This is a genomic window from Flavitalea flava (genome assembly GCF_054461575.1).
The window spans coordinates 185161-202652 of record NZ_JBTLQH010000005.1 but is presented as its reverse complement, the minus strand read 5'-3'; the positions used below and the strand labels follow the sequence as shown (position 1 = coordinate 202652).

At 47.0% G+C, this 17492-nt stretch carries 15 protein-coding genes; 9 read left to right on the top strand and 6 right to left on the bottom strand.

Annotation, left to right across the window (positions count from 1 at the left end):
- Window positions 1–13 precede the first annotated feature (13 nt).
- From ACX0G9_RS07815 to ACX0G9_RS07805, 3 genes are all read left to right on the top strand, one after another.
- Entirely contained in the window at window positions 14–1516 is a 1503-nt protein-coding gene (locus tag ACX0G9_RS07815; protein ID WP_459064315.1) for a SusD/RagB family nutrient-binding outer membrane lipoprotein, read from the top strand.
- A gap of 104 nt (window positions 1517–1620) precedes the next feature.
- The gene (locus tag ACX0G9_RS07810; RefSeq protein WP_459064314.1) at window positions 1621–2592 is read left to right on the top strand and encodes a hypothetical protein; all 972 of its coding nucleotides are present in this window, start codon (window positions 1621–1623) and stop codon (window positions 2590–2592) included.
- A gap of 30 nt (window positions 2593–2622) precedes the next feature.
- A complete protein-coding gene (locus ACX0G9_RS07805) occupies window positions 2623–3618 on the top strand; it encodes a hypothetical protein (protein WP_459064313.1) in 996 nt (331 codons plus the stop codon).
- Between the two features lie 12 nt (window positions 3619–3630).
- Here the strand turns inward: ACX0G9_RS07805 and ACX0G9_RS07800 are convergent, their stop codons facing one another.
- Genes ACX0G9_RS07800 through ACX0G9_RS07775 form a run of 6 tightly spaced genes read right to left on the bottom strand, consistent with a single transcriptional unit; the run spans window position 3631 to window position 10984 of the window.
- Window positions 3631–4752, bottom strand: a complete 1122-nt coding sequence (locus ACX0G9_RS07800; RefSeq protein ID WP_459064312.1) for a family 16 glycoside hydrolase — start codon at window positions 4750–4752, stop codon at window positions 3631–3633.
- Between the two features lie 29 nt (window positions 4753–4781).
- The gene (locus ACX0G9_RS07795; protein ID WP_459064311.1) at window positions 4782–6143 is read right to left on the bottom strand and encodes a Gfo/Idh/MocA family oxidoreductase; all 1362 of its coding nucleotides are present in this window, start codon (window positions 6141–6143) and stop codon (window positions 4782–4784) included.
- 41 nt (window positions 6144–6184) lie between these two features.
- Entirely contained in the window at window positions 6185–7957 is a 1773-nt protein-coding gene (locus ACX0G9_RS07790) for an amidohydrolase family protein (protein WP_459064310.1), read from the bottom strand.
- On the bottom strand, window positions 7926–8810 hold the full coding sequence (locus tag ACX0G9_RS07785; protein WP_459064309.1) for a class II fructose-bisphosphate aldolase: 885 nt from the start codon (window positions 8808–8810) through the stop codon (window positions 7926–7928). Before ACX0G9_RS07785 ends, ACX0G9_RS07790 begins: the two co-directional genes overlap by 32 nt.
- Window positions 8764–9723, bottom strand: coding sequence for a carbohydrate kinase family protein (locus ACX0G9_RS07780; RefSeq protein ID WP_459064308.1), 960 nt, complete (start codon window positions 9721–9723; stop codon window positions 8764–8766). The genes ACX0G9_RS07785 and ACX0G9_RS07780 overlap by 47 nt, the downstream gene beginning before the upstream one ends.
- A gap of 10 nt (window positions 9724–9733) precedes the next feature.
- Window positions 9734–10984 (bottom strand): SIS domain-containing protein, encoded by a 1251-nt coding sequence (locus ACX0G9_RS07775; RefSeq protein ID WP_459064307.1) that lies wholly within the window; start codon window positions 10982–10984, stop codon window positions 9734–9736.
- 248 nt (window positions 10985–11232) lie between these two features.
- On the opposite strand from ACX0G9_RS07775, the gene agaR reads away from it, so the two are divergent.
- From agaR to ACX0G9_RS07745, 6 genes are all read left to right on the top strand, one after another.
- The gene (gene agaR, locus ACX0G9_RS07770; protein WP_459064306.1) at window positions 11233–12012 is read left to right on the top strand and encodes a transcriptional repressor AgaR; all 780 of its coding nucleotides are present in this window, start codon (window positions 11233–11235) and stop codon (window positions 12010–12012) included.
- Between the two features lie 63 nt (window positions 12013–12075).
- Window positions 12076–12948: an EamA family transporter gene (locus tag ACX0G9_RS07765; RefSeq protein WP_459064305.1), complete on the top strand. Its 873-nt coding sequence runs from the start codon at window positions 12076–12078 to the stop codon at window positions 12946–12948.
- A 62-nt stretch (window positions 12949–13010) separates the two neighbouring features.
- Window positions 13011–14027, top strand: a complete 1017-nt coding sequence (locus ACX0G9_RS07760; RefSeq protein WP_459064304.1) for a formylglycine-generating enzyme family protein — start codon at window positions 13011–13013, stop codon at window positions 14025–14027.
- The gene (locus tag ACX0G9_RS07755; RefSeq protein WP_459064303.1) at window positions 14027–15262 is read left to right on the top strand and encodes an Nramp family divalent metal transporter; all 1236 of its coding nucleotides are present in this window, start codon (window positions 14027–14029) and stop codon (window positions 15260–15262) included. The genes ACX0G9_RS07760 and ACX0G9_RS07755 overlap by 1 nt, the downstream gene beginning before the upstream one ends.
- 18 nt (window positions 15263–15280) lie before the next feature.
- On the top strand, window positions 15281–16564 hold the full coding sequence (locus ACX0G9_RS07750; protein WP_459064302.1) for a M20 metallopeptidase family protein: 1284 nt from the start codon (window positions 15281–15283) through the stop codon (window positions 16562–16564).
- A 103-nt stretch (window positions 16565–16667) separates the two neighbouring features.
- Window positions 16668–17492: a tetratricopeptide repeat protein gene (locus tag ACX0G9_RS07745; protein WP_459064301.1), complete on the top strand. Its 825-nt coding sequence runs from the start codon at window positions 16668–16670 to the stop codon at window positions 17490–17492.

Here is a 17492-nt window from a genome sequence, read left to right as displayed (position 1 = left end):
AAAACAGTAACAGATGAAATCAACAATAAAAATATTAAGATCCGGAGCTTTAGCCTTTGCCCTGTTCGCGGGCGGCGCCTGCACCAAAAATTTCCAGGAAATAAATACGGATCCCACCCTGGTGACAAGTGATATCATTAAGCCGTCTATGTTATTTACGGCCGTTTTGAAAAACTCCATATTCAGCACGTATAACACCGGGATCATTACGGAGTACTCCGGGTATTACAGTAATCAGGGATCGGGGGTTATCTTTCAGAATTCCAACTGGTCCGAACCTTTTAATTCCATTTATAAGGATTACCTGATCAACACGGCTGAAGTGATCCGCCTGACAGCCGACGATCCCAAACTGGTCAATGAACATGCCAGTGCAAGGATCTGGAAAGTGTGGCTTTTCCAGCAATTGACGGATACCTATGGTGATGTTCCTTATTTTGAGGCCACACAGAATGTAAAAAATGTAATCAACCAACCCAAATACGACTCGCAGAAAGATATCTATACGGATATGTTCAAGGAGTTGAAGGAAGCCGTTGCTCAACTGGATGCTGACCCTACCCTGCCTTCTTTTGGCAATGCCGATCTGTTATTTACCGGAAAGACGGACCAATGGAAGAGATTTGGCAATTCCCTGCGGTTGAGACTTGCGCTAAGAGTATCGAATGTCGATGCGGCCATGGCTAAGCAGAATATTCTGGATGTAATAAGTCAGCCCTTGCTGGATGACAATTCATTGAATGCCCTGCTTACTACCATCGATGGTTCCAATACCAACAACAGGAATCCCCTTTTCGATGACCCTAACAATCCATATCCGTTATGGGCATCTTTTACTACCACGGACAATCTGCAGAACCTGAATGACCCGAGGTTAACCATTTTTTCTTCTCCTGCCGCAGATGGTGTGTCAGGCTACCGGGGAAGACCAATCGCCATGGGTTCTACTCAGGGAGGTTATACGGAAACCACAACGGCCATTTTGCCCTATTTTTTCCGCGCGGCGGTTCATGATATTATTGTCATGAATGCTGCTGAAGTATCCTTTCTCAGGGCAGAAGCGGCCCTGAATAATTTATCTTCCGAGGATGCCAACCAGTTATACCGTCAGGGTATTACCCAATCACTGGCTCAATATAATGCCGATCCCGGTGCTTCTGCTGCTTATCTGGCTTCCCCTGCCGCTACGCTTAGCGGAACGCAGGAAGAACAGCTGGAACAGATCATCGTTCAGAAATGGCTGGGCAATTATTATGAAAGTACGGAAGCATGGGCTGAGTTCAGAAGGACGGGCTATCCCAGGATCTGGACCGGAAACGATCTGGGTAGCACGAATGGGCAGATTCCGCGCAGGTTAACCTACCCCCTGGATGAGCAAACCAAAAATGAAACGAATGTAAAGGCTGCATCCGCCCTTCTTTCGAAAGGGGATAGTTATATGAGCCGGATCTGGTGGGATGTAAAACCGGGATTGCCTTTCCTTCATCCTTTACAAGGAACGTTTCCCATCAATTAAGACAATATAACGATAACAAAAAGATACCGATCAGGATAGGTAACCGGCTTAAGATCCGTTAGCTATCCTGATTTTTTTTACCCTTTTTCTCAAATGCATACCATATGAAAGGTAAATTATCTGCCATCCTTTTGAGTAGTACTCTTCTTTTTTTCTGCAAAAGTAATATCAGCAATACAGGCAATCCTCCTGTGGACCTGCCTCCGGTCCCTCTTTCCAACCGATATCCGAACGATGAGGGTATCGGGAAAGATCCTGATGTCCTGTATGTGGAGAAATTCAGTGATGGATTGGCCACCGTCCTCGGCCGGTACAACGATGTAAGGAATGGCGCCGGCATGTCCCTGGACAGCGATATTCCGGAAGGAAGCAAGGTGGCGAATTCCATAAAAATGACCAATATCGGGGAGCAGAACGATGGCGGTCATTTATTCAAACAATTCAAGCCGGGTTTCGACAGTACGGTTTATATCCGGTACTATGTAAAATATCCCCTGATCTCCAAAGGGTATATCCATCATGAATCCGTTTGGTTCGGGGGTTATAACCCTTCGGTTGATTATACGGACCCCCGGGCGGGTTTCTGCGGTTTGGGTGACAAAAGGCTGTCTGTTGCCTATGAGCCGGTAACCGTGCCTGGCATGGATACCTACCTGTATTGGGGTGATGTTAAAAGTTGGAACGGCGGTGCCAGCTGTTATGGAAATGATATGGTGAATGGTAGCCCGACTGCCAGGGATCTTACCTGGGATCAGTGGATGTGTATCGAAGTAATGGTCAGACTGAACAACCCGGTGAACGCCTATAACGGAGAGCTGCGTGTTTGGCAGGACGGTGTGGAGGTCGGGCATTGGGGCCCCGGTTATCCGAATGGGCACTGGGCTACGGACTCCTGGTTCAATAATCCTTCCGATCCTCCGTTCCCGGGTTTCCGTTGGAGAACAGATGCCAATCTGAATATCAATTATATCTGGATTGAATTTTATGATGACAAAAGCCCGGCCGGTGTTTCCCATTATATAAAATATGCCAACCTGGTAATGGCCAGAAAGTATATCGGACCGATAAAAAAATAATCCTTCACTTCCAATAACCCTTCACTTCCAATGATACGATCGTCTGGAAATTTGCTCCTGTTTGCTGCGGGTGTCACTGCTGCAGGTCTTTTTACGGCTGGCTGTAAAAACGCGTTTAGCGAACCCGCTCCGGCCGGCCCTGGCAGAGAAATTGTTCCGATTGCCAGCCTGTATCCGCAGGATAAGGGAATTGAAAAAAATCCTGAGGTGCTGTATACGGAAAAGTTCAACGACGGGGCAATAAATATTTTCAGCCGTTACCAGGATATAACCAACAGGGAAGGGATGTCACTGGACGGCGATGTACCCGAAGGGAGTCCGGAAAAGGCATCCTTAAAGATTACTAATACGGGAGGGAAGAATGATGGCGGACATCTGTATAAAAGATTCAGCCCTGATTTTGACAGCACGATTTATCTCCGGTATTATGTAAAATATCCGCTGATCTCCAAAGGGTATATCCATCATGAATCCGTCCGCATGGGAGGATATCTTCCTGCAGTCGATTATTCCATTGGGAGTGCCGGCACCTGTGGATTAGGCGATAGCAGGCTTTCGGTATCCTATGAACCAAATCACCATGGACCAGGCATGGATACCTACCTGTATTGGGGTGAAATGCGCAGCTGGAATGGGGGGAGCAGTTGTTATGGAAATATTATGGTGAATGGCAGCCCTTCTGCCAGAAATCTTGAATGGGACAAGTGGATATGTATGGAAGTAATGGTTAAGCTGAATAACCCGGCAACGGCATCCAACGGGGAATTAAAAGTATGGCAGGATGGCGTTGAAGTCGGTCATTGGGGCCCCGGATTCCCCCATGGTCATTGGGCTGCGGATGCATGGGTCAACAATCCAACGGATCCCGCCTTTGCCGGTTTCCGTTGGAGGAGCGTTCCGGGCCTGAAGATAAACTGGATCAAATTCGAATTTTACGATGACACAACTCCGGCGGGAGAATCACATTATATAAAATTCGCTCACCTGGTAATGGCCAAAAAATACATCGGCCCGATAAAAAAGTAGAGTGAACAGAAACTATAACTCCTTAATATAAAGATTGGCAAACTGGAAGGTATTGTTACTGGCGTGATCGTCCTGCAAAGCGATGGCGCCCTTTTGTGGAATACCGGGGAGCAAGGCATTTTGAACGACGGTCACATTATTTAAAACAACGGTTACCCTTTCTCCTTTCAGGGTGATGATAAAGCGGTTCCATTCACCGGGAGGTTTATCCGCTTTTATTTTTGGCGTGACCGCTGCACGAACGGCAGCTGGAAGGGTTTTATCCACCCGGTAGCCATAGATCTCACCGGATCCGATATACCGGTTGCCGATATTTACCTGACTCTTTGAATCGCCTCTTAAATATATTCCGGTATCTCCGGCATAAGGGACTTCCACTTCTTCCGGGCTGCAATCCGGGTTAAGCGCATTGTCTCCGTTTGGGAGAATTACCGGGCTTTTTGCCAATTCAGGTTTTCGGGTGAGCCTTACGTCTGCGATCAGGATAAAATCCGCATATTGATTTTTACTCCAGAGACTTTTATCTTTTTCTTCACTTTTTCCATCATAATCTAGCCTCCAGTCGAGCGGGGTCCAATGGCCGCGATGGCCGGGTTTGAGATCCCATTTTGCAAGGCCGGTTCCATCGTAAAGGGATTGGAAGCCTTCTTTATCCAACAACGCTGCGGGAATAGGTTGCCCGGGCGGGGGAAGCGCAATGTTTTTTTCATTTTTCAATTTTCTGATAAAATTTATCAGCAACCAGCGTGCCGTGTCGGTGAGCATCCGCCTGTAAGAGGGCATCCGGCCCCTTCCTTCCGTTAGTTTCCAGAATAAGGCTCCATCTTTCTGTTTTTGAATTACCGGATCTGCAAACGGTTTTGGTTTGGGGTTGAGCCCGGGAGCGGCCATGCCATCTCCCATGCCGGTCTTTCCGTGACAGTCTGCACACATCTTCAGGTAGAGCTGCCCGGTTTCTTCAATCGGAGCTGTATTGTTTTTCCCGATACTGTTTTTCACAGGATTCACCAGTTTATTTGCTTCCGCAGGTGCCTTCCATTTTGGTATGGATTGCCCGAACCCTTTTGAAAAGGGAAAAGACAAGAAAATACCGGCCAGGATCAACCGGTAAACAGGATTGACTTTATCAAACATAAAAGACGATCTGAGGGTTAAGATTCAATTTATATAGCGGGGGATTTTCCGGGATCCGGCACGGGATAATTACCCTCCTTATCCGGCATGGCAGGAGGATTTGCATCCCAGGCAAATTTTTCCGGCAACAGGCTTAGTTCGGATTTGAAAGCATCTTCCCATTCCACCATTTTACCTGAATGAGCGGCCATACGTCCAAGTATGACGGTCATTGTGCTCATGGCACCCCATTCCGTATCATTCAGCGGCGTATTATTGCGGATAGCGGCAAACAGCTGATCGTGTTCGATCTGGTAGGCGCTGTCTGCATCCTGGTTCTTATTCCTCCAGATCGGATCGCCGTTCAGATCCCGGATGCCTTTCTGTAAGCTGGCAGTGCCCTTCGTTCCCTGGAAATAGGCCCCTCCTTTATTCCAGGTTCCGCTTATATGACGGATCTGGCTGTTAAGTTTGGTGCCGTCGGCGTATTCATACTCAATAAAAAAATGATCAAAAATATCACCGTGGCCGGGCCCGTTTAAAGAAGACCGTCCTCCTATTCCCTGTGCACGGACAGGATATGATCCTTTCGCCCAGTTGACGACATCGGTATTATGGATCTGCAAACCGGCAGGAGAACCGGCCCAAAGCCAGTTGAAATACCGCCAGTTGCGTAACTGATATTCCATTTCCGTCTGGCCTGGTTCCCTGGGTACATTTTTAACCGGACCGATCAGGTAATAATCCGTCGCCGAAACGATGTTACCGATCTCGCCCGCTTTGATCCTGCGGACCATTTCAATATAACCCGGGTCATAACGGTTTTGCAGCCCGACGACTACTTTCAGGTTTTTCTTCGTAGCCTCTTCTCCGGTAGCTAATATCTTCCGGATACCGGGCGCGTCGCAGGCCAGTGGTTTTTCCATGAAGACATGTTTTCCTGCCTTAATACAGGCTTCAAAATGGATAGGCCGGAAGGTTGGGGGAGTGACTAAAAGGACTACGTCTGCCAGCGCGATCGCCATTTGATAGGCATCAAAACCAACGAATTTATTTTTTTCGGGAACCTGGATGGCGCCTTTGATATTCTCCACCCTCAACAGCGTGGCATATGTCTCGTCCAGTTTGTCCCGGAATACATCCGCCATAGCCACCAGGATAATGTTTTCTTTGGTGCTGAGGGCATTTACCGCAGCTCCGGCACCCCGGCTTCCACATCCGATCAGGGCAATTTTCAGTGGCTCCTTAGCGCTAAGTAAAGCGTCTGAAGGGAATGTTTCTGTCCTGAATGCATCTGCCGTGAAGGGTAGTGAGGCTCCCAGAAGCGTGCTGCCAATAAGCGCGGCCGAACCCTTTAGGAAATCACGCCGGGGAGTAAGTGGGTTTTCCGGTTTGTTGGTATTTTCTTTCATAAAAGATTATTTTAAGATCAACCTGTTTTTAGACGGTAGGCTCACTCAAAAATAAAGGTTCCAAACTTGTCATACTCATGAAAATTCCCGCTGTTCAGATTCCAGGACCATAGATTCTCGCCCTTATCATAATCGATCCGGTACAAATTCCCTTTCCACCGGGTGCCCGGTTTGGGAGGGGATACGACGGGATTCATAAGAGGTTGCAGCAGTTCAAAAGGGATAAAAAAAGATGCGGTCCAATCCCGGACCGGTTTTCCTCCGCTGTTTCCCAGCAGGGTAATGGTATGGCGGGTTTTGCGCCCTTCCTCGTAGTGGAAGGGGATCCAGCTGTTTAGTTTTCCGTTAGCATTATAAATAAAGATCGGTAATTCATGATCGAGTGGTGACAATTCGTATTCCAGGTAAGCCGGCCGCCTTTCATCCGGCTGTAGGAAAACTTCAATGACGTCCTCCTTCCAGAGATCCTGAAAGTCTTTCTGAAAAGTAGCGGTTATTTTTTTATCCTCACAGGTATAGAGGCAATAAAGACCGCTGTCGGAATACAATAATTTGACTTTTGTGGAATACGGATCACCGGAAGGACTGCGATTGGGAATCGTGACCCAATCGGTTTTTTTCCAGTGATCATCGCTGCCGGCGCCGGAGAGAGCGAAGTCGCCCGTTTTCCGGATTACCAGGGAATTTTCTTCCTTCTCCGAAGAAAGGGTAGCAGAACCGGGATACCATTTTTCCGCATTTTTCCGGTAGATCTTATCGACTACCTCCCTGGGAAGATGCAGCGCCTGGAACTTTCCTTCCACCAGGGGAACCTCCATCGTCTCCTCCGAAGTAAAGAATTTCCAGTCACTGAACCGGGTGGCGTGTACGGTATTCATGATAACAGAGGAATCCATGCTGTCGTCCACCATAAAATCAGTGGCATATAAAAGACGGTCCTGGTATTTGATAAAAAAATCATAGACTTTTTTATGATCCCTTGCCGTTTGATATTGCAGATGGGAAATACGTTCGGCCATATCGACGGCCATGTTTGGAAATTTATCGAGCCGTTTGGCCAGTTCGTCCACATTCCATTCCAGACTTCCCAGGTGTGCACCTACAAAACGAAGACCCGGATGTTTTTCCAGCATATGATCCCTTGCGCGGATCTGGTCTTCATAGGAGGGGAATTCCGGATGCAGGAACATATGAAATTCTGGATGGCCCGTATAATAGTCCCGGTCATTCTTTACGATCATATCTTTTAGCGGTAGCCAGCAGTCCTTCGGTTCCCCCAGATGCCCGGTGAGGGTCTTATGCTGTTGCTCGATAAAAGAAAAGACGGTATCCAGCCTGGGGTCATCGATCATAATGAAACGACCCTTTTTATCCTTGAATTCCATGCCGATGTTTTTCCAGACTTTTACGCCGATGGCTCCGCTATCGAAGGATTCCTTTAAATAGGAAAGTGTTTGGGACTGCCAGTCTGCACTATCCCACCGGTTGATGGTAAAACTGGTGGACCAGGAGAACCTCTCGGGAAAAGAGTGTAAATGCTTCGTAGTATATTGTCTTTGCTGTTCCAGCGGCGGGTAGTCCGGGGCATTGACATTCAGATCCACCAGTTTGAAATTATCTTTTTGAGATCCGGTAATAAAAAAAGGCTTATACGTATTGACATGTACATGCACGTCGAATTTTTCTACTTTGTCAAAATCAGAAAGCGTGTAATATGTTTCGGCGGTTGCTGATGATTTTGGTTTTTCCGTGCAGTATTGTCCGGTTATCAGGATAACCAGACTAAGGGGTAGTAAAATTCGGTTGAAGGTCATCGGGTTCGTTTTTTAAAATGCTTAATTTTTCTTTGACCAGACTGGTAACGGCCTCGATGGCCGGGGGGAAAACCAGTCGAAGATCGATTTCATGGCTATTGACCAGGCAATCTTTAAGCGTGGAAATAAATATATTCTTTATTTCGGTAGCAAGATTGATTTTGCATATTCCTCTTTTTATGGCTGCTCTGAGACTGGCGGCAGGAATTCCGGATCCTCCATGCAGGACAAGGGCTGCGTCTGTCGCTGCGTGGATTTGCACCAGTCTTTCCAGGTCCAGCCTGGGTTCTTCGGTATAGAATCCATGTGCGGACCCAATAGCCACGGCTAAGGCATCCACCCCGGTCTGCTCGACAAAATAACGGGCTTCCTCAGGTTCCGTAAATCCGACCTTCTCGGTCGATTGACCCAGCTTGGCTATATAACCCAGTTCTGCTTCCACATTTGCGCCGTATCTGGCAGCGAGATCCACTACCTTCCTGGTAAGAAGGATATTTTCTTCCATGCTTTTTTCACTGGCGTCGATCATAACGGAGTCGAAACCGGCCTCCAGACATTTATATACCAGATCATAGGAAACAGAATGGTCCAGGTGAATCCATCCTTCTACGTTATATTCCTTCAGGGCTGCCCTTGCCATCTTAACGGCCACGGGCAGTTTCATATAATCGATCGAACTCCGGGTAAGCTGAAGAATGATCGGCTGATTCATGTCAGAAGCAGCCTGCAGAACACCCCGCAGAGTTTCGTAATTATAAAAATTGGTGGCCAGGAGCGAAGATCCTTTACGTTGAAATTCTTTCAGTTTACGGCTCAGGCTGCTCTTGCGGATATCCAAATCGTTCTTTAGCATTTTTGAGGGTGGTTTTTAGATTGGTGAAGGCGGCGGTTCCACCGGCTTCGGTGGTAGACAGGGCGCCGATCAGGTTGCCGAATTCCTGGCAGGTCTCCAATGGGGCGTCTCTTATGAATTGATGAATAAAACCGGCATTAAAGCTGTCTCCTGCTCCTATCGCATCGACCACCCGGTCATTGAGGAAAGCAGGTTTATGAATAGTTTTTCCATTATGTACGGCTAGCGAACCCTGGTTGCCCAATTTGACCACGATGGTATGGGCATAATCCTTAACCCGGTCCAGGGCGGCTTCCAATGTTTTTTTTCCGGTTAGAAACAGAAGTTCGTTCTCGTTGGGAAGGAAAACATCCACAAAGGGAAGGATATGCTCAAAATCCATTTCCCAGGTTTCGAGAGGATCCCATTGGGTATCGAAAGAAGTGGTCAGACCTGCTTTTTTGGCTGCCTGAAAAAGAGCTGCCGTATGCGGTTTCAGACCGGGCTGTAAAAAGTAGGAAGAGAAATGCAAATGGCGGGCCTGGTGCCACTGCTCCTGGTTGATATCCTCAGGGGTCAGGTGATCCATGGCTCCGGGATGAGTGATCATGGCTCTGTCTTCGTCAAAATTCAGGACAACCGTAGCCCCGGTATTAAAGGCTTCGCTTTGAATGATGTTGTCCGTATTCACTCCTTTTCGTTGCAGGCTTAATAATACCAGGTCTCCAAAAATATCTTTACCGATCTTTCCGGTAAAGGCAACGTTAGTACCCAAACTGCTGAGGTTACTGGCAAAAATGGCGGATGAACTGCCGAGGGTCAGCGTCATTTGCCGGGCCAGTACTTCCTTTCCTATTGAAGGAAAAGATCCGATCTGATTCAAAATAAAATCGACATTGAGTTCGCCGACAACGATTACGTCTGTTTTTTTCATATCAGGCAGATTACAACCGGGGTAAGGGGAAAAAGGGGTAAATGTTAACGCCTTCCACCACACGGGTGATCGTTCCGTTCTCGGAAGGATTATCCGGTTTTAATCCCAAATGTAAAGATTTATAGAACCCCAGGATCTGGGCAGGTAACACATAACAGACCGGCAGGAATTCTTCGTCGATAGTAGTTCGGTCCGACAATTCCTGACCCGGCCGGCCGGATAAATTTATCGAGAGGTCCAGCTTCAGGTCCTGCCCCGGATCTTCCGGGGTTTCAAAAACGCCGATTCGGAAGAGCCCTTTTTCTCCGGCATTAATAGCCCTGACCAAATCGGTTTCATATTGATGGGCATACCGGTTATTGGAAAACAGGTAAACGAGCAGGGTGGAAGGGTCGATCACGGCCTTAGGACCATGTCTGAAACCCAGAAAAGAGTCGAATTTGCAGATCACCTTTCCATTGGTCAGTTCCTGCAATTTCAGGTCGGATTCATTGGCGGCTCCCTGAAGAGGGCCTGATCCCAGAAAGATCGCCCGTTGAAAATCCAGGCTGGCAATATCTTTTAATTTGTCTGCATAGTTTTCCAGGATAGTTTCGCCATAGGCGGCCAGACGTTCCACCTGTGTTCTTAGTTCGGGGACGGAGCCTATACGGGAGATCAGGAGCCCTGCTAGCAACATGGCTGTAAAACTACCCGTCATGGCAAGGCTTTGGTCATCTGCTTCTTCGGGTAAGAGGAAAACAAAGGTATTGTTATGCGCTAGTTCGTGGACCAGCCTGCCTTCCGGATTACAGGTAATGATGAGATGATAGACCTTTTTACAAAATTGATGGGCCAGATTAACCGTAGCCACACTTTCGGGACTGTTCCCGGACCTGGCAAAAGAAACCAGCAAGGTAGTCTCTCCGGTGAAATACAGATCGGGGTGGGAAAGCAGGTCGGTGGTGGCGATTGCCTTCGTCCTTTTGTGCGTGTTTTTTTGAAAAGGGGCCTGCAGGATATTTCCAATAAAAGCCGATGTTCCGGCCCCTGTCAGAATAACTTCCAGATCTTCCTGTTGATAAGCCTCCTCTAAAAAAGCCTGGATCGCGGACTGCCTGCCGGAGATCAGGTCCCAGGTTTGCAACCAGAGGCGGGGTTGTTGGGAAATCTCTTTTGCAGTATGTTTTCCACCTATAGCATCAAGTTTCGAAAGATTAAATCCCAGCGGTTTTTCGGTATACTTATCCCTGATTATCCTGGATCCTGTTATTTCGGACATAACACAATGTTTTGTTTCGTTTCGATTGGTGAAATCAAAATTAACTATTTCCTTTCAAATATTTTTTATTTATTTTTGTTTCCATATCTTTAGGGGCATAATTCGAAAAAATTAAAGGTTATATCGAATAATAAGACGCAAATGGACTTGTTTTGCGTTTCCGGAGACCAAAAGCCAATTCCCCCTGTTTCGTAAGTAAATGATCGGTTTTCCCGGATTTATCTTATTTTTCGAAAAACTTTAAAACTATGATAGAGTCGGACAAAAAATCAACCGTACAGCGGCGGGTGTTAATTATAGAAAGGTTGAATGCGGAGGGGCAGGTTGATGTGATTTCCTTAAGTAAGGCACTGAAAGTTAGCGAAGTGACCATTCGTAATGATCTGACCAGGCTTGAACAAAAAAACATGCTGATCCGGGCGAGGGGCGGGGCCATAAAAGTAGATCGTGTAGGTATTGACTTTGCCCTTTCGGATAAGAACAAACAGCAATTCGAAGAGAAAAAAAGGATTGGCAAAGCGGCGGCTGATCTTATAGAGGATGGAGATACCATTATCCTGGATTCCGGGACGACCACGATGGAGATTGCGAAAAACCTTTCGGATGTAGCCGATTTAACCGTGATCACCAACGCTTTGAATGTAGCGAATCAGTTGGCTGAACACCAAAAGGCGAATATTATTATTCCGGGTGGTTTCCTGAGAAAAAATTCCCTGTCACTGGTTGGCGCTACTGCGGAGGAAAGTTTTAAAAATTATTTTTGCGATAAATTATTCCTTGCGGTGGATGGGCTTAGCACCTCCCATGGCCTGTCAACGCCCAATGTCGAAGAAGCGCATTTGAACCGGATCATGATGGAGATTTCCAAGCAGGTCATTGTGGTGGCCGATTCCAGTAAATTCCACAAAAGAAGTTTTGCCTTTATTGCTCCGATCACAGAAATAGATATCGTGGTAACCGATAAAGGCATCTCGGCAGAGGATCAGAAGAAACTGGAGAATGCCGGAGTCAGAGTAATTGTCGTGTAAGATACAGTGATAGGTTGCGGCAAAAAGCGCAGCAAATGTCCGCAATAAACCATTGTTAAATACATGATAGGAACTGCTAAAGCAAAGCCCTGGCTGCTAATGGTCATGGTAACGACCATTTTTTGGGGCATCTGGGGCGCCTTTATAGAAATCCCGGAAAAAGCAGGCTTCCCTGCCACTCTTGGTTATATTGTATGGGCCCTTACTATGGTACCTTGTGCAATTCTTGCCCTAAAGGTCATAGGCTGGAAACTGGAGGTAGATAAAAGATCGGTCCTGTATGGTTGTCTGGTAGGGCTTACCGGAGCCGGGGGGCAGTTGATCCTCTTCCAGGCCATGCGTAGCGGCCCTGCCTACATTGTTTTTCCCGTTATTTCCCTTTTTCCTGTGATCACCATCTTTCTGTCGGCGGGTTTTCTGAAAGAAACGACAACACGTAAAAGCTGGATAGGGATCGGGGTCGCTTTGATTTCTATTCTTCTGCTTTCTTATCAACGGCCTGATCACACGAATATCAGGGGATATCAATGGCTGGCCCTATCCATCATCGTTTTTCTCATGTGGGGGATCCAGGCTTTTATCATGAAGTTCTCCAATGAAACCATGAAGGCGGAAAGTATTTTCTTTTATATGACGGTCTCTGCGATATTGCTTATCCCCGTTGCCTGGCTGATGACTGATTTTTCCAAACCAATCAATTGGGGGATCAGGGGGCCCTGGCTGGCGGCCCTGATACATATCCTGAATTCAATCGGAGCACTCACGCTGGTTTACGCGCTGCGTTACGGAAAGGCGATCATCGTGGTCCCGGTCACATCCCTGGCCCCGGTGATCACCATTGTCATATCGCTGATCATCTATGGCATCTTCCCCAACCCGGTCGTACTGACCGGTTTATTCCTGGCGGTATTTGCCATTTATTTACTGGCGGAATGATGTTTTACCCGCACAGGTGAGAACAAAAACATTATCTTGAATCAATTTAATTGCCATAACATATGTCCGGAAATTTTCTTACAAAACTGATCAGGTTCCTCCCATTTTTCCTGCTGCTCCCGATCTTAAGTTTTTTGAAGCAGCCACATAAGGAGGATTTTTCTTTGTATACGGAGACCATCCCCGGCACGAAGATCAGTTTTCAAATGGTGGCCATTCCTGCGGGAGAGGGCTCCATGGGAAGTCCGGCAACGGAAAAAGGGCATGAGGAAACTGAAGGACCGGTGCACCAGGTGGAGCTGGATGCTTTCTGGATGGCAGAACATGAAATAACCTGGGATGAATTCGAACTCTTTGTTTACCCCGAATTGGACAAACAATCCAAAAAAACAAAAGATCCGAAAACGCAGAAGAACACACAGGTCGATGCGATCACCAGCCCAACCGCTCCGTTTGTGGATATGAGTTTCGGAATGGGAAAGAATGGTTATCCTGCGGTGAATATGACACAATACGCGGCTTTAGCCTATTGCAAATGGCTTACCTCCAAAACAGGGCATTTTTACCGGTTACCTACGGAAGCAGAATGGGAATATGCCTGCAGGGCAGGGGCTTCGACGGCCTTTTCTTTTGGCGACGATCCTTCCCAATTGACCGAATATGCCTGGTACAGCAAGAACAGCAGCGAGAAATATCATAAGGTTGGAACAAAAAAGCCCAATAAATGGGGTCTTTTCGATATGCATGGAAATGTGGCCGAATGGACACTGGATCAGTATTTGCCTAATTTCTACGAAGTATTCCGCGAAAAAAAGGCCGTGAACCCCTGTGCTTTTCCCACAAAATTATATCCGGTTTCCGTTCGCGGTGGCTCCTGGGACGATGACCCGGAAAGTCTGCGTTCGGCTGCCAGAAGAGGCTCCAGCCCAAAATGGAAACAACGCGATCCTCAGATCCCGAAAAGCAACTGGTGGAATACCGATGCCTCATTTGTCGGTTTTCGAATCGTACGGCCGCTTAAACAACCTTCTCCCGCAGAAATAGAAAAATACTTTGCCAAACCCATAGAAGACCTTTAATGACAACAAATGATAATAAAGCCGCCGGACAGAAACGTACTATAACGGATCAGCTGCGTTCATTGGGGCCGGGAATTATTACCGCAGCCCTTGTTTTCGGACCGAGCAAAATAACCATTACATCCAAACTGGGTGCGGAATATGGGTTCTCCTTATTGTGGATCGTGGTATTTACCATTTTTTTTATGATGGTCTTTACCTCCATGGCAGCGAGGATAGGCATTGCCAATGATCGATCTCTGCTGGGCGTGATCAGGGAAAAATGGGGGAAAAAGGCTTCCGTAGCCCTTGGGTTCGGCGTTTTTCTGGTGACGGCATCTTTTCAGGCCGGCAATTCCATTGGAATAGGTATTTCCTTATCCGAACTGACGCATACCCCGCCGGTGCGATGGATCGTTATTTTTAATTTTATCGGGATCTGTCTGCTTTTCTTCAGGGCCTTTTATAAAGTGCTGGAAAAAATAATGATACTCCTGATTGGTCTCATGCTGACTGCATTCGTTACCACCCTGATCCTGGTAAAGCCTCCGGTATCCGGTCTTGCCTCTGGTTTGATCCCTTCGGTCCCTCCCGGAAGTTCAGGGCTTGGAATTGCCTTTGTCGCTTCCTGTTTTTCCATCGTAGGGGCCTTCTATCAATCCTACCTGGTGCAGGAAAGGAGACGGGTGAATCCCAGGGTCCGTCAAAGCGGCAATGATAGTTTTCCCGGAATTATTGTATTAGGTATTATGAGTGCTATCGTCCTGACCTGTGCAGCAACCGTATTGTATCCAAAGGGGATCCGGGTCACCAGTGCCACGGATATGGCTAAAGCTTTGGAGCCTCTTTTTGGAAAATATGCATCCGTGCTGTTCTTGTGTGGTTTGTTCGGAGCCTCCTTTTCTGCCCTGATCGGGAATGCTTCGGTCGGAGGAACATTACTGGGTGATGCCCTGGGCTATGGCGGGCAGTTGAATGCGAAATCCGTCCGTTATCTGATCGCTCTTATTATGATCATCGGCGCCACAGTTGCGATTGTTTTTGGAAAACTTCCCCTGGAATTATTGATCTTTGCCCAGCGTGTCACTATATTTATCGTCCCGTTCATTGGAATAGCCATGTATTCGGTAGCTAATGATTCCGGGCGTATGGGAACGCTGACGAATTCCAGGACCGCTAAAATATCCGGCGCTCTTGGCCTGGCTGTTATCATTGTTTTGGCATTGATGAGTGTCAGGGATATGATCTTTAAATGACAGACAAATATTTTTCTGATGGGAACAAATCAAAATGGAGCAGATCAAAGGCAAGCAGATCAAAAGAGAACAGAACAACAGGGAGCAGATCAAAAGCATACAGATACGAACGGGCATTCCATAAAAGAAGAGATACGCCGCATGGCGGGTAGTATTCATGAACAGGTTATCCATAACCGGAGACATTTGCATGCAAATCCTGAATTGTCATTTTTGGAATACCAAACATCGGCCTTCGTAAAGAAACGTTTGGACGACCTGGGGATATCCTGGAAAGGTCTGGCGGATACAGGAATTGTAGGGGTGCTGAAAGGTGATCTGCCTTCCGACCAGGTTATTGCTTTACGCGCAGATATGGATGCTTTGCCTATTGCCGAAAAAAATGAAGTAAATTATGTCTCCCTGAACCCGGGCGTCATGCATGCCTGCGGACATGATGCGCATACCGCTTCTCTTTTGGGAACGGCAGGTATCCTGCAGTCCCTTAAAAGTAAATTCGGAGGGACGGTGAAATTTATCTTCCAGCCCGGCGAGGAAAAAATTCCCGGCGGTGCCAACATGATGATCAAAGAAGGCGTGTTGGAAAGTCCCCGGCCCTTAGCGGTTATCGGGCAGCATGTCATGCCTTCGATGGAAACCGGAAAGATCGGTATCCGTAAAGGGATGTTCATGGCCTCCGTAGATGAATTGTATGTCACCGTATACGGAAAAGGAGGGCATGGAGCCCAGCCCCAGACCAATATCGATCCCGTATTGATCGCTTCCCATATCATTGTGGCTTTGCAACAAATTGTAAGCCGGTCGGCCAATCCGATGATTCCCACCGTACTGTCCTTTGGCAAAGTAATAGCCGATGGAGCCACCAATATCATACCTCCTCTGATAACCCTCGATGGAACCTTCCGCACCCTGGACGAAGAATGGAGAGGTAAGGCGCATATAAAAATGAAAGAAATGGCCGAAGGGATTGCCGCCAGTATGGGAGGAGGTTGTGAATTTACTATCGTCCGCGGTTATCCATTCCTGATCAACGAAGAAAAACTCACAGAGCAAATTCGTTCCCATGCAGAAGAATATATGGGCAAAGAAAATGTGCTCGATCAGGATATCTGGATGGCTTCAGAAGACTTTGCCTATTATTCCCAGGTTACGGATGCCTGCTTTTATTTGCTGGGTAGCGGAAACATTGAAAAACAAATAACCTCTTCCCTCCATACGCCTACATTCGATATCGACGAAACTGCCCTTGCCTTAAGCACGGGATTAATGGCTTACCTGGCCATTAAAAGATTGGGGAATTAACCATCCGAATGTTTTTATAGGCTTTACCACCCCTTTTGTCTCCCTAAAATTATTTGATTTAGGCGGAGATACTTCCTAATTTCGCACATTAATTAAATTCACTATGAGAAAACACCTATTGGCAATTACTCTTTTTGCACTCTCTCTTATTGTCACCCAATGTAAAAGCGGTTTGGTGACCATGTCCAACAGTTGTTATAAAGCTATAGATGAGGGGCAGACCCAGAACAAATCCGGTAATTATGCGGCTGCTCTGGATAATTTCAACATGGTCCTGCAAAAATGCGATGCCTACGATGCAAAGGAAAAGGGATTTGCAGGAAAGGCTGCCGCGTTGAACGGTATGGGGCAATACAGCGATGCCCTGGCTGCGGCCAATGAAGGATTGAAGATTAACAAAACAAGTATTGCCAATTTATTCGAGCGGGCGGGCGCTGAGTTAAAACTCGGCATGAGCGCAGAGGCAAAGGCTGATCTGAATACGATTACGGACCTTACGCAAAAGAATCAGAATGTAGCGCAAAGGGCAACCATTTATGCAAAAATGGCGGAGATCGATACGCGGAATCAAATGTATAACGAAGCGTTATCTAATATCCAACAGGCTATTAATTTAGACAATTCCAATCTTGATTTTTATATGCAGCGTGGAGATATTAATACGGTTGCCGGTAATTATCCGGAGGCTATCCGTAATTATGACGAGGCTATAACAAAAGGAAGAACGGATCTTTCACCCTGGAAATCTAAGGTGGCTACGCTGATAAAGATGAACCAACAAAAGTATGGTACGAATAGTGCGGACGTACTGGCGAAGAAAATGAACAGTTCGGAAAAACAAACCTTATGCAGCAGTATACGGGAAGCACAGGGCAAGGGTTTGAAGGATATGACTATCGATCTGACCCAGGCGGCCTTATGTAAATAA